Raw genomic sequence first — 13,302 nt, 5'->3', positions numbered from 1 at the left:
TGGACGATGAATTCAGCGGCGCGACTCGTCGCGGAACAGCGAGCGCTCGGCGAACAGCGGCGAGACGAAGGGGCGGTCGGTGCCGGCGTCGTATTCGGCGTGGTAGCGCGCGACGCGCTCGACCTCGTGGCGCGAGCCGAGAATCACCGGGATGCGCTGGTGCAGGCCGTCCGGCATCACCTCGAGGATGCGCGCCCGGCCCGTGCTCGCCGCGCCGCCCGCCTGCTCGACCAGCATCGCCATCGGGTTGGCCTCGTAGAGCAGGCGCAGCCGGCCCGGCTTGGCCGGGTCCTTGTTGTCCTTGGGATACATGAAGATGCCGCCGCGCATCAGGATGCGATGCACCTCGGCGACCAGCGAGGCGATCCAGCGCATGTTGAAATCGGCGCCGCGCACGCCGCTGCGCCCGGCCTTGCACTCGCTCACATAGCGCAGCACCGGCGGCTCCCAGAAGCGCTCGTTCGAGGTATTGATCGCGAACTCGCGCGTCTCCTCGGGAATGCGGATATTCGGGTGGGTCAGGATGAAATTGCCGCTCTCGCGGTCGAGCGTGAAAGCATGCGTACCGTTGCCCAGGGTCAGCACCATCATCGTCGACGGGCCGTAGATGGCGTAGCCGGCAGCGACCTGCTCGAGGCCGGGACGCAGGAAATCGGCATTTTCGGCATCCCCAGCGGTCGACCGCTGCAAAATCGAGAAAATGCTCCCGACCGAGACATTGACATCGCTGTTCGACGAACCGTCGAGCGGATCGAACAGCAGCAGGTAGCGGCCGCGCGGATAATCGGCGGGAATCGCGTAGGGCTCGTCCATCTCCTCCGACGCCATGCCGGCCAGCTGGCCGCCCCATTCGCAATGGCGCAGCATCGCCTCGTTGGTCAGCACGTCGAGTTTCTTCTGCACCTCGCCCTGCACGTTGGTCGACTCCAGGGCACCGGAAAAACCGCTCAGGGCGCCCTTGCCGACCAGCGCCGAGATGGTCTTCACCGCCGCCGCCACGTCGATCAGCAGTGCCCCGAGCTGGGCGTGCTGGACGCGCGTCTGCTCGATGACAAACTTGGAAAGCGTCGTTCGTCCGAATTGCATGATGTTGTCTCCATCGTTATTTTTGTGCTGCGATGGAAGCGACAATATGTGTATTCTTTGTTAAGCAACAGTCAGTATTTTTTACCGACCGATTCAGTGATCGCTGACCAAAGCAGCACTGAATCCACCCTTCAGCAATCCTGACTGGCGCCGCCCGCCCGCCGCGCGCTATCGTCGCCGGCATGAACCGCCTGCACGCCCTGATCTTCGATGTCGACGGCACGCTCGCCGAAACCGAGCGCGACGGCCATCGCCCCGCCTTCAACGCCGCCTTCGCTGACTGCGGCCTGGACTGGCACTGGGATGAAAAACTGTACGGCGAACTGCTCGCCGTCACCGGCGGCAAGGAACGCATCCGCCACTACGCCGAGCACCACGATCCGGCCTGCGCCGCGCGCCACGATTTCGCCGCCCTGGTCAAGCAGATGCACACCGCCAAGACCGCGCATTACCTGCAGCGCGTCGCCGTCGGCCAACTGCCGCTGCGCCCCGGCGTCGCCGAGCTGATCGCCGCCGCCCACAGCGCCGGCCTGCGCCTCGCCATCGCCACCACGACCTCGCCGGAAAACGTCACCGCCTTATTGCGCGCCAGCCTGGGCCCGGACGCGCCCGGCTGGTTCGAAGTCATCGGTGCCGGCGACTGCGTCCCCAACAAGAAACCCGCCCCCGACATCTACCACTGGGTCCTCACCCGCCTCAAACTGCCAGCCGCGAATTGCCTCGCCATCGAAGACTCGGAAAACGGCCTGCAAGCGGCGTTGACCGCCAGCCTGCGCTGCCTGGTCACGCCGGGGGAATACACGGCCAACCAGGATTTTTCCGGGGCGCTACAGGTACTGGGACAACAGGAAATACTGACGGTGAAATACCTGGATCAGGCGAAAGCCATCCCCGATTCGAAGAATCGCGCCAGCCCAAACCATCCAGCGTCATCTTACGTTTCAGCCTGAAGCCTCGAAACGATTGTTTGTATCAACTCCGGACGCTTCACCTTGCCATGCTCATTTCGTGGGATTTCATCCAGAACAAAAATCCTCTTGGGACTATGTGATTCAAGGCGCCTGCGGGCAAACACCAGCAACTCCTGTTCGGATAAGGCCTGACCAGCCCCAAGAGCCAGCACACAAACGGGAATATCGTTAACAACCTTGTGCTTAAGTGGCATTGCAACAGCATCAACCACCGCAGGATGAGACATCATTGCCTGCTCGATCTCGGCCGGATAGATATTGACCCCGTTCATGATCATCATGTCATCGGCTCGCCCCAAGTGAAAGACCAGACCATCCTCCGCGATCGAGCCCAGATCACCGGGATAGAACCAACCATTTCTGAAATATTTCTCAGTCGCCGCCGGGTCGCCGAGATAGCCCGCAGGCATTCCTTCGGTGCGGAGCCGAACTATGCCAACAGCGCCCGCCGGCACTGGATCATCGTTGGCAGACACAATTTCCAGTTCAATTCCCGGCATCGCGTAGCCGACCGATTGCGGTTTGCTCGTGACCAAATCCGGCTTGGCAACCGTAAGAGGCCCCAACTCGGTACAACCGTAACTAATGCATATATTGGGCGTCAATCGCTCACGCAAAAACTGGTGGAGCTGAGCCTCCGAGGGGCCTGCACTGAGACGGAAACAGCGCATCTGCGGAAAGCGTTGCTTGCCGGGAGGCACTGACAATGCCATTTGATAGGCTTGGCTCGGCACACAGGAAAAATGCCGTATATCGTGTTGATCGATCAACGCAAAAAGCGAGGTAAAGCTCGGCACACCCGAAGGCATTACCGCAGTCGCACCGGAGGCCAGGCATGACAGATAACGCCGCCGTGGTCCGTCAAACTGCAAGGCAACGGGTGTCAGATAACGCTCGCCCACCGGGTAACCAATGCAGGCAATCTCGCGCCGGATCGATGCGATCATGCTTGCATGAGTCGCTTCGACGATCTTTGGCAGACCTGTGGTCCCGGATGATGTCCTCAACATCATCCGGGCATTGGGCAGATCGACTCTCAGGCTTTCATCGTGCTCCCCCTGGAGATTAAGCGCATGCACAGGATCAAGATTGATTTGTTTCTGGCATCCCCAGTTCAGGCTGCCCGCATCATCGATGACGGCAGAGACAGCGGCCCGCAGCAGGATATTCCGGCTGGCCTGACCATCACTGCCAAGCGTCGATATGGCAACACTGACCATGCCTGAACGCGCGAGAGCAAGGATTGTGGCCAGGTGCAAAAGCGGATTCTGCACATGTACGCCCACAACATCACCAACCAGCAAGCCATTTTCACGAAAACAACGGCACAGGCCCCACACCAGGGCGTCAAATTCGGCAAAGCTTAATATTCTTTCTGCCTGAATAACCGCCGTTGCATGGGGCATTTTTACCGCTTGACGCGCCAGCAAGTCCGCTACGTTCATACCGTCCAATCCTCCTGCCAAGACTCATTCACCACCAGACTGTCAGAACTCGGCGTTAAAGCGTATTCCGGTTGCAAGACCACGCGAACAAACTCCGCTCGATTGCCGCCAGCAAACTGGTCAAGACTATTCCCATACTCATCAACACAAGGGCCGGCACCAACGACCCGGCCATGTCATAACTTTCGGAACGACGCAGCAGCAACCCGCCGAGGCCGGTCATCGCCGTAAAAATTTCCGAAATGGCTGTCGCAATAACGGCTCGACCAATTCCCAAACGCAGGCCTGTCAAAACAGCAGGCAGTACAGAAGGAAAAACAATTTTGCTGGTTATTTGAGCGGCACTTGCGCCGAAGGCTTTGCCAACATCAATCAGCGTTACTGGAACGGCACGTACGCCGCGCCACGTATTAATGACGATGGGCGTTATGCAAAAAACCAGGACCATCATCAACCTCACTTCCACTCCCAGCCCAAACCAGAGAACAAAGAGAGGAACAAAGGCAATCAGCGGAGAAGCATCCAGACCAACGAAGTAAAAGCCAAACATCTCTTCAGCCCGGGACGAGCGACCAAGAAATATTCCGATTGGCACACCGAGCATGACTGCCAGCGCGTAACCGGCCAACAGGGCCGGTAGCGATTGAGCAATCGCACGCATCAGTTGCCCGCTGGCAAGATCATGAATGAATGCAGACCAGACAGCGCTTGGACAGGAGGAGATGATGGGATCGCCACCCCGCCCCCAAATTTCCCAAAGCAGCAAAAACATGGCGAAGGAAGTAACTGGCAAAACCCAGCGTTTCAAGGCCAATTGCCCAACAAAAGCTGTCCTCACAAAATCTCTCCGCTTTCCGGACGACGAAGCAACTGCGCCGTCATGTATCTCATTTGCGCAAAATCACTGCTGGTTCTGAGCTTCTCGAGGTCACCTCTGGGACGTTGCAAACCAGTAGCAACGTGACTCATCACCCGCCCTTGAGGGGTCATCACAAGAATGGAATCAGCCAGAGCGGAGGCCTCATCAACATCGTGCGTGACGAAGACAACAGTCTTCTTTGACCCCTCGTGAAGACGATTCAACTCGACCTGCAGATCGGCACGGGTACAAGCATCCAGCGCTGCGAACGGCTCATCCATGAGCAAAATATCCGGCTCGGTGGCGAGCGCGCGGGCAAGCCCGACACGTTGTCGCATACCACCTGACAACTGGTGTGGCCTCAATTCAGCTGCGCTCTGCAAACCCAGTTGCTCCAACAGTAGCCAAGCCCGCTTTCTTCGCAGATCAGCCGGCACCCCCGCGACTTCCAAACCAAACTCAATGTTGCCGAGCGCCGTTCGCCAGGGAAAAAGTTCAGCATGCTGAAACACCATGGCACATCGCAATTTTCGCCCAAGCGACGTGGCACCAAACATCCGGATCGAGCCCTCACTCGGTTGGGCAAGCCCCATCAAGAGTCGCAACAAGGTACTTTTCCCACAACCGCTCTGGCCAATTACGGCAAGAAATGCACCGGCCTGCAAATCAAAAGAAATCCCCTCCAGGGCGGTTCGCTCTGATCCGTCGGCCAGTGTAAAACGCATGCCGACATCTCGAACACGAATGGCAATGCCGTCAGCTCCGAATTCCATCACTTATCTCAAGCTCGACATTCAGGCGCTTTGAAGCAGTTTCAAAGCGGCCTCCCGATATTGCCCTACCACCAATGGATTGACGTTGAGCGGCCCGGACAACTCGCCAAGATTGAGCATCAGGTCATGTACCCAGCGAATACGATCAACCGGAATTTCCATGTTGAGGGAGAGCAATTTCCGTTGAGTCACTTCGTCAAAAATATAAGCGTACCTAACGGTATCGCCACTACCGTCGATCTCCGCAGCTAGTTTGATGGTGGCGTCACGATGCTCGGCACAGTAACGCAAGCCTTCGAGATAGCCAGCCAGGAACTGAATGGTCTGTTCGGGACGGGCTTTTAAGGTTTTCGCGCTCGCCACAACGAAAAAGCGGGGAAACTCTGGAACGATGTCCCGGGAATGAATAAAAACCTTGATTCCAAGTTGCTGGGCCAGCGGAATAAACTCACTTGAAGCGGCAACCGCGTCAAGGCGCCCGGCAGCAAGTGCCTTGATCCGGCCGGCACTTCCCCCCGCATTCATGAACTGTACCCGGGCAGCACTCACACCTTTGGCGCGCAGCATGGCAAGCGACATCACGTGGGGCGTAGAACCGGGCGCTGATATGCCAAAACGTTTGTCTGCCAGTTGTTGCCAACTGGTAATTTCGGGCCGAACAAACAGCGCATAAGGAAAGCCGAGAATGCTTGAACCGACAAAGCGCAGGGATGCCCCCTTTTCAACCGCCGACAAGGTTTCGACGGCTTCTATATCAGCACTATCGAGTTCGCCGGCAAGCAGGGCGCGAACAACGTCTTTACCGCCCTTAAATTCCAATATCTCAACCAGGAGACCGCGGCGTTCCATGTACCCCTGGCGTTGCGCCATGTAGAAAAAGCCGGAATCACCCTTGGCCTGAACGATGCCATGCCGCCACGCCTGCCGCGTCGCACATCGTACTTGCTGCGACGGGACTATCGTCGCCAGTGCAAAAGCTGCCCCCTGCCCCAACAATTTGCGGCGTGCAGGACTGCTCGGCAGCCCCCTATCGTTCAGATCGAACTCCATAAAACCCCCATTACGGTGGCTTGCGTTGACGTCAAGCGCCAAGTTGTACCGGAATTACCACAGCCGCCTAGAATATTCCTGAACTTTACCCGAGAAACGTCTTGTGAATAGCTCTGCGTTGCTCTTGGCTCAAGCCCGAGGCAATCGAAACTGAGCCAGCCACGGCTAATCAAAACTCGTCCGACAACCGAAGCGCATCACGACTAATAGAAGCCTTGCCCAGGCGCTTAATCAAGCTATGCCCACATAAATTAAGATATAACTTATCTTTTCGATAAAAATATTTGACTTTTGTTTATCTATTGTCAGCCCTAGCATTCCTTCCAGCACCGCAGCCATTCCAGACCAATGCTGAAGGAGAGAGACGATGGACCAATCAAAACGCTATGCCGACCTGAGCCTGCGCGAGGCCGAGCTGATTGCCGGCGGCCGGCACATCCTGTGTGCCTACAAGATGAAACCCAAGGCCGGGCATGGCTATCTCGAGGCGGCGGCGCATTTTGCCGCCGAGTCGTCGACCGGGACCAATGTCGAGGTATGCACCACCGACGACTTCACCAAGGGGGTCGATGCGCTGGTCTATCTGATCGATGAAGCGAGCGAGGAGATGCGCATCGCCTACCCACTCGACCTCTTCGACCGCAACATGACGGACGGGCGCATGATGCTCGCCTCCTTCCTCACCCTGACCATAGGCAACAACCAGGGCATGGGCGACATCGAGCACGCCAAGATGTACGATTTCTACATGCCGCGCCGCGCCATCGAGCTGTTCGACGGCCCGGCCAAGGACATCGCCGATCTCTGGCGCATGCTCGGCCGGCCGGTCAGGGATGGCGGCTACATCGCCGGCACCATCATCAAGCCCAAGCTCGGCCTGCGCCCGGAGCCCTTCGCGCGCGCCGCCTACGAGTTCTGGCTGGGCGGCGACTTCATCAAGAACGATGAGCCGCAGGGCAACCAGGTCTTCGCGCCGCTCAAGCAGACCATCCCGCTCGTCTATGACGCGATGAAGCGCGCCATGGACGAAACCGGCGAGGCCAAGCTGTTCTCGATGAACATCACCGCCGATGACCATTTCGAGATGTGCGCGCGCGCCGACTTCGCGCTGGAAACCTTCGGCCCGGATGCCGACAAGCTGGCCTTCCTCGTCGACGGCTACGTCGGCGGGCCGGGCATGATCACCACGGCGCGCCGCCAGTACCCGAACCAGTACCTGCATTACCACCGCGCCGGCCACGGTGCCGTCACCTCGCCCTCGTCGAAGCGCGGCTACACCGCCTACGTTCTGGCCAAGATGAGCCGCCTGCAGGGCGCTTCCGGCATCCATGTCGGCACCATGGGCTACGGCAAGATGGAGGGCGACAAGGACGACCGCGCCATCGCCTACATCATCGAGCGCGACAGCTACACCGGCCCGGCCTATCACCAGGAGTGGTACGGCATGAAGCCGACGACGCCGATCATTTCGGGCGGCATGAACGCGCTGCGCCTGCCCGGCTTTTTCGCCAATCTCGGGCACGGCAACGTGATCAACACGGCCGGCGGCGGCGCCTACGGCCATCTCGATTCGCCGGCCGCCGGCGCGCGCTCGCTGCGCCAGGCCTACGAATGCTGGAAGGCGGGGGCTGATCCGCTCGACTGGGCCAGGGAGCACCACGAATTCGCGCGGGCCTTTGCATCGTTTCCGCAGGATGCCGATGCGCTTTATCCCGGCTGGCGCCAAAAGCTCGCGGCATGAAAGCGGATTCCTACCGGTCAACCCCGCTGCGGCGGGGTTTTCATGTGGCCGGCCGGCGGGTTTGACCGGCTCAGGACAAAGCCCTACAGTTAAACCAGTCTTTACTTTGACCGCTCCATTTTTCAGGAAATCCCGCGCGTGAATTTCGTTCGCAGCCTGACCCTGCGCCAGTTGCAGATCTTTGTCGTCGCCGCCCGCCACTTGAGCTACGCGCGCGCCGCCGAGGAGCTGCACCTGACGCCGCCGGCCGTTTCGATGCAGTTGAAGCAGCTCGAGGACAACGTCGGCCTGCCGCTGTTCGAGCGGCTCGGACGCGGCGTGGCGCTGACCGGAGCGGGCGAAATGCTGGTCCATCACGCGCAGCGCATCCTCGGCGAAATCAAGGATGCCGAAGCCAACCTGCAGGGCCTGCTCGGTGCCGAGACGGGCCAGCTCTCGGTCGGCCTGGTCAGCACCGCCAAGTATTTCATGCCGCGCCTGCTCGCCAAGTTCGCCCAGGACAATCCGGGCGTCGAAGTGCAGTTCACCGTCGGCAACCGGGCCGGTCTGCTGCAGAAGCTGCAGGACAACGCAATCGACCTCGCCGTCATGGGCCGCATCCCGGTCGAGATCGACGCGCACGCCGAGCCGATGGCCAGCCACCCATACGTGCTGATCGCACCGGCCGACCACCCGCTGCGCGCGGCGCGCGACTTCGACCTGCAGGAGCTGCGCCATGAAACCTTCCTGCTGCGCGAGGAAGGCTCGGGCTCGCGTCGCGTCGTCGAGGAAATGTTCAAGAACCACCTGTTCACACCGGCGCGCACGATCAGCATGGGCAGCAACGAGACGATCAAGCAGGCGGTGATGGCCGGCATGGGCGTCAGCCTGCTCTCGCTGCACACCCTGCCGCTCGAACTGAAGACCGGCGAGATCAGCGTCCTCGACGTGCAGGGCACGCCGATCGAGCGCACCTGGTATGTCGTGCATATGAACAGCAAGCGCCTGCTGCCGGCCGGCCAGAAGTTCCGCTCCTTCCTGCTTGATCACGCCGCGCCCGGCCTCGAGCAGGAGTACGGGGTACATCTGCGCCGCCCGGAAGCAGCGGCCTCCTGAATGCTAGAATCCGCCCACCCATCCGTCCTGCCGGACTTGTTTACCAAGAGAATCCATGCATCCCCGATTAGCCGCCGCCGAGCTTGAGGAGCACCCGCTCCGCCAGCGCCTGAACAACGAGTTCCACGCCCGCCCGCCAGTGCCGCTGATCGGCGCGATGCTGGTCTCGCACCTCGTCTTCAAGCACAGCGCGACGACCGCTCCGGCCGAGCGCGAAAATCTCGGCAAGCTGTGCCAGAACCATCTCTGCAACTCGATCGACAGTTCGGACGCGCACATGATGCTCGATGCCGGCGCCTTTCGCGTGCGCTGGGAGCTGCATACCGAATTCTCGAGCTACACCTTCTACCGGCCGCTCGAAAGCGGCGAACTGCTCGATCCGGACGTCACCGCCTTCGACGCGGTCAATCCGGAATGGCTGGCCGGCATTCCCGGCAAGCTGATCGTCGCTTGTCACGTCGAGCTGCGGTCGACCGACGAAATCAGCCCGGAATCGGTACTCGCCAGCCTGACCCCGAACGGCCGCACCATGGTCGCCGCCAAGGTGGCCGACGAATCGGCCTGGATCTTCAGCGACTTCAAGATCGACAACGGCTTCTCGCGCTTTCTCATCCTCAATGCCGGCATGACGCAGCGCCAGACCGGGCGCACCGTGCAGCGCCTGTGCGAGATCGAGACCTACCGCATGATGGCCCTGCTCGGCCTGCCCGTCGCCAAGGAAGTCAGCCGCTGGCTGTACACCGGCGAAAAGCAGCTTGCCGAGCTGATGGACCGCATCGGCCAGGCGCGCTCGCCCGACGACGAGCGCACCGTGCTCGGCACACTGTCGGCGCTCGCTGCCGAAGTCGAACATTCGGTGGCGCGCACCACCTTCCGTTTCGGCGCGGCGCACGCCTATCACGGCCTGGTCATGCAGCGCATCGAGGAATTGCGCGAAAGCCGCATCTCCGGCCTGCCGACCTTTTTCGAATTCATGCAGCGCCGCCTGCTGCCGGCGATGAACACCTGCCAGGCAATCAGCCGTCGCCAGGAAGAGCTCTCCAGCCGCGTCGCACGCAACAGCCAGTTGCTGCGCACCCGCGTCGATATCGAACTCGAGCGCCAGAACCAGGAGCTCCTGTCGCAGATGAACCGGCGCGCCAAATTGCAACTTCGCCTGCAGGAAACGGTCGAAGGCCTCTCCGTCGTCGTCCTCACCTATTACGGATCGCAGCTCGTGCAGTATCTGGCCAAAGGCACGAAGGAGCTGCATCACCTGAACACCGACGTGATCACCGCAATTTCGATCCCGCTGATCGCCAGCCTGGTGTTCTGGGGCACCCGCCAGATGCGGAAAAAACTCGCCGCTGAAGAAGGCGGCGCGCATTAATTTATAATCCTTCCTTTTTAGCTTTCGGGAACACGACCGTGACCGCACCTCTCTTCCAGTCTTCCATCACCAGCCTGCAACTGCTCTCCAAGGGCAAGGTCCGCGACATCTACGCGGTCGACGCCGACAAACTGCTGATTATCACCACCGACCGCCTGTCGGCCTTCGATGTCATCCTGCCGGACCCGATTCCGCGCAAGGGCGAAGTGCTGCAAGCCGTTGCCAACTTCTGGTTCGAAAAACTCGGCCACGTCGTGCCCAACCAGCTGACCGGCATTGATCCGGAAAGCGTCGTCGCCGAGAACGAACGCGACCAGGTGCGCGGCCGTGCCGTCGTCGTCAAGCGCCTCAAGCCGCTGCCGATCGAAGCCGTCGTGCGTGGCTACGTGATCGGTTCCGGCTGGAAGGATTACCAGGAAACCGGCGCCATCTGCGGCATCGCCCTGCCGGCCGGCCTCAAGATGGCCCAGAAGCTGCCGTCCCCGATCTTCACCCCGGCCACCAAGGCCGAAGTCGGCGACCACGACGAAAACGTCTCCTACGAGCAGGCCGCCGCCAACTGCGACGCCACCCTCGCCGACGCCCTCAAGGGCACCGGCAAGACCGGCGCCCAGCTCTGCGCCGAAGCCCGCGATGCGGCCATCCGCCTCTACGAGGAAGCGGCCGTCTTCGCCGCAACGCGCGGCATCATCATCGCCGACACCAAGTTCGAATTCGGCATTGACGCCGCCGGCACCCTGCACCTGATCGACGAAGCCCTGACCCCGGATTCCTCGCGTTTCTGGCCGGCCGACCAGTACGAGGAAGGCAAGAACCCGCCGTCCTACGACAAGCAGTACGTCCGCGACTACCTCGAAACCCTGGACTGGGGCAAAGTCGCCCCCGGCCCGACCCTGCCGGCTGACGTCATCGCCAAGACCAGCGCCAAGTACATCGAAGCCTACGAAAAGCTCACCGGCAAGACGCTGTAAGCGACAGTCGCTTCATAAAAAACGCCCGCGCAATGCGGGCGTTTTTGTTGGGCGATACCGAACCGGGAAAAGCCAAGCACCTGTGTTTTGCTCAGCCCTGCCTGTTCCTGTTTCCGCGCCGGCCCAGTGCCGAGCCAATAGCACCAGCAACACCAGCCAAGAGCATGGCCGGCAGCACCAGCATCAATGTGATGCCGAATCCGTAGGCAAGCGATTTGTTGCCCGCCTGGCCGGCCAGCCACAGGCCGAAAAAAAGCAGGGCGATACCGGCCAGCCCGTACCAGCCGCCACGCGAAGGTTTTTCACTCGCTGCACGCTGGTAGCCATGCATGCCGGCGAAGATGGCAATCAGGGCAAAAGAGGTGGCGAAGAGCGCCGTAATCATGTGAGGGGCCTAGCAAGCTTGCCGAACAGGTCGTTTCAGCGACGAAGAAGAATAACGGGGCCAGACCACAGATTCTCCCTCAGCCTTTTGTTTCTGGCTTCACGAACCCGATCGGCCGCTTCGGCGCTTCCGGCGGGGTCATCAATTCACGAATTGCCGCGAAAACCTGTTTCAGTTGAGCGCGGGTGTTGTGCGCAAAATTGTCTTGCTGCAATGCCAGGACTTCGGTTTTTTCTTCCAGTTCATTCAGCCGCTTGGCCAAGTCGCCGTGCGTGTTGGCGAGTTCGCGCACACGCACGAAGGTGCGCATGATTTCGATATTGATCGCGATGGCACGCGGGCTGTTCAATACTGACGAAAGCATGGCAACGCCTTGTTCGGTGAAGGCGTAGGGAGCTGTCCGGCGACCACCGCGCCCGGGCTTTGAGATCACGGATTGTGATCGCAAAGCCACAATATCCTGATTATCAAGCTGAAACATGAAATCTTCCGGAAACCGATCAGGATTGCGTTTCACTGCTTGCACCAGGACGCGTGTTTCGACGCCATAAAGTTCGGCCAAATCGCTATCAAGCATTGCCCGCTGTTCACGCAGCACCAGAATACGACTGCCGATCAAAGACTGGACCGGGATGGTTGTTTGACCCACACTCATTTCGCGCCCTCCTGTCATATTTTACCCACGAAAGCCGGGCCTATGCCGTATCTTCGACACCCTTCAACTGAACCCCGCCCCCTCCCCCCGGTCAAATATCCGTAACCCTGACCGAGGAGGCCACCATGAATCCGCTGTCCGATTTCCCCGCCCAGGGGATGCCCTTGCCCCACATCCGGCGCATCGGCGCCGACCGTCCCTGGCACTGGCTGCGTGCCGGCTGGCGGGACGTCAAGGCGAACCCGCTGCCCTCGCTGGCCTACGGCCTGCTCTTCGCGCTCGGCGGCGACCTGATCATCCTCGCCCTGCTGCAGAGCCCGCATCTGCTCACGGTTTCGATTTCCGGCTTTTTCCTTGTCGCACCGCTGCTCGCGGCCGGGCTTTACGAGTTGAGCCGGCGAACAGAAGCCGGCGAGAAAATCCTGTTCATCGACTCGCTCAAATGCTTCCGGCGCAATGGCCAGTCGCTGGCTTTTTTCGGCCTGATCCTGGCGCTGGTCATGCTGCTCTGGGAGCGCTTTTCCGCCGTCGCCTTCGCCCTGATCGGGGCCACCTCGGCGCCGGTAGCCAGCGCCTATCTCAACGAAATCCTGTTCGCCGGCCAACACCTGGCGTTCACCGCCACCTGGTTGCTGCTCGGCGGCGTGCTGGCGCTCTTCGTCTATGCGCTGAGTGTCGTTGCGGTGCCGCTCATGCTCGACCGCGATGCCGACGTGGCCAGCGCCATGCTGTGCAGTCTGCGCGCCTTTGTACACAACGTCGTCCCGCTGCTGCTCTGGGCGGCAATGCTGGTGGCCCTGACCCTGCTCGGGTTCGCCACCCTGCTCTTCGGCCTGGTCCTGATCATGCCGATTCTCGGCCATGCCTCGTGGCATGCCTACCGCGAGCTTGTAGAATAGGGG

The 13,302-nt window shown here is 60.5% G+C and carries 13 protein-coding genes; 6 read left to right on the top strand and 7 right to left on the bottom strand.

The window, feature by feature from the left end:
- Positions 1 to 12 precede the first annotated feature (12 nt).
- Positions 13 to 1,086 carry a class 1 fructose-bisphosphatase gene (locus KI612_RS03175; protein WP_226442391.1) on the bottom strand — a complete coding sequence of 358 codons (1,074 nt, stop codon included), beginning with the start codon at positions 1,084 to 1,086 and terminating at the stop codon, positions 13 to 15.
- 182 nt (positions 1,087 to 1,268) lie between these two features.
- Between KI612_RS03175 and KI612_RS03170 the strand changes: the two genes are divergently transcribed.
- Positions 1,269 to 2,036, top strand: coding sequence for an HAD family hydrolase (locus tag KI612_RS03170; RefSeq protein WP_226442390.1), 768 nt, complete (start codon positions 1,269 to 1,271; stop codon positions 2,034 to 2,036).
- Here KI612_RS03170 and KI612_RS03165 read toward each other — a convergent pair.
- From KI612_RS03165 to KI612_RS03150, 4 genes are read right to left on the bottom strand one after another with little or no spacing between them, the layout of a single operon-like run.
- A complete protein-coding gene (locus KI612_RS03165; RefSeq protein ID WP_226442389.1) occupies positions 2,021 to 3,502 on the bottom strand; it encodes a class I adenylate-forming enzyme family protein in 1,482 nt (493 codons plus the stop codon). The genes KI612_RS03170 and KI612_RS03165 overlap by 16 nt on opposite strands.
- Before the next feature lie 55 nt (positions 3,503 to 3,557).
- A complete protein-coding gene (locus KI612_RS03160; RefSeq protein ID WP_226442388.1) occupies positions 3,558 to 4,310 on the bottom strand; it encodes an ABC transporter permease in 753 nt (250 codons plus the stop codon).
- 26 nt (positions 4,311 to 4,336) lie between these two features.
- On the bottom strand, positions 4,337 to 5,134 hold the full coding sequence (locus KI612_RS03155) for an ABC transporter ATP-binding protein (protein WP_226442387.1): 798 nt from the start codon (positions 5,132 to 5,134) through the stop codon (positions 4,337 to 4,339).
- Positions 5,135 to 5,155: 21 nt separating this feature from the next.
- Entirely contained in the window at positions 5,156 to 6,184 is a 1,029-nt protein-coding gene (locus KI612_RS03150) for an ABC transporter substrate-binding protein (RefSeq protein ID WP_226442386.1), read from the bottom strand.
- 367 nt (positions 6,185 to 6,551) lie between these two features.
- On the opposite strand from KI612_RS03150, the gene KI612_RS03145 reads away from it, so the two are divergent.
- From KI612_RS03145 to KI612_RS03130, 4 genes are all read left to right on the top strand, one after another.
- A complete protein-coding gene (locus KI612_RS03145) occupies positions 6,552 to 7,925 on the top strand; it encodes a ribulose-bisphosphate carboxylase (protein WP_226442385.1) in 1,374 nt (457 codons plus the stop codon).
- Between the two features lie 138 nt (positions 7,926 to 8,063).
- On the top strand, positions 8,064 to 9,020 hold the full coding sequence (locus tag KI612_RS03140; protein WP_226442384.1) for a LysR family transcriptional regulator: 957 nt from the start codon (positions 8,064 to 8,066) through the stop codon (positions 9,018 to 9,020).
- Between the two features lie 55 nt (positions 9,021 to 9,075).
- Positions 9,076 to 10,389, top strand: a complete 1,314-nt coding sequence (locus KI612_RS03135) for a DUF3422 family protein (RefSeq protein ID WP_226442383.1) — start codon at positions 9,076 to 9,078, stop codon at positions 10,387 to 10,389.
- 38 nt (positions 10,390 to 10,427) lie between these two features.
- The gene (locus tag KI612_RS03130) at positions 10,428 to 11,360 is read left to right on the top strand and encodes a phosphoribosylaminoimidazolesuccinocarboxamide synthase (protein WP_226442382.1); all 933 of its coding nucleotides are present in this window, start codon (positions 10,428 to 10,430) and stop codon (positions 11,358 to 11,360) included.
- Positions 11,361 to 11,451: 91 nt separating this feature from the next.
- Here the strand turns inward: KI612_RS03130 and KI612_RS03125 are convergent, their stop codons facing one another.
- Positions 11,452 to 11,745 carry a hypothetical protein gene (locus KI612_RS03125; RefSeq protein WP_226442381.1) on the bottom strand — a complete coding sequence of 98 codons (294 nt, stop codon included), beginning with the start codon at positions 11,743 to 11,745 and terminating at the stop codon, positions 11,452 to 11,454.
- A gap of 79 nt (positions 11,746 to 11,824) precedes the next feature.
- On the bottom strand, positions 11,825 to 12,400 hold the full coding sequence (locus KI612_RS03120) for an ORF6N domain-containing protein (RefSeq protein ID WP_226442380.1): 576 nt from the start codon (positions 12,398 to 12,400) through the stop codon (positions 11,825 to 11,827).
- A 125-nt stretch (positions 12,401 to 12,525) separates the two neighbouring features.
- Here KI612_RS03120 and KI612_RS03115 point away from each other — a divergent pair, with 125 nt between their 5' ends.
- Positions 12,526 to 13,299, top strand: a complete 774-nt coding sequence (locus tag KI612_RS03115; RefSeq protein WP_226442379.1) for a DUF2189 domain-containing protein — start codon at positions 12,526 to 12,528, stop codon at positions 13,297 to 13,299.
- The last annotated feature ends 3 nt before the right edge of the window (positions 13,300 to 13,302 follow it).

The sequence above is a fragment of the Quatrionicoccus australiensis genome (genome assembly GCF_020510525.1).
Lineage (GTDB): Bacteria > Pseudomonadota > Gammaproteobacteria > Burkholderiales > Rhodocyclaceae > Azonexus > Azonexus australiensis_B.
Note: the sequence above shows the minus strand (reverse complement) of the source record. Positions and strands in the feature narration are given on the sequence as shown.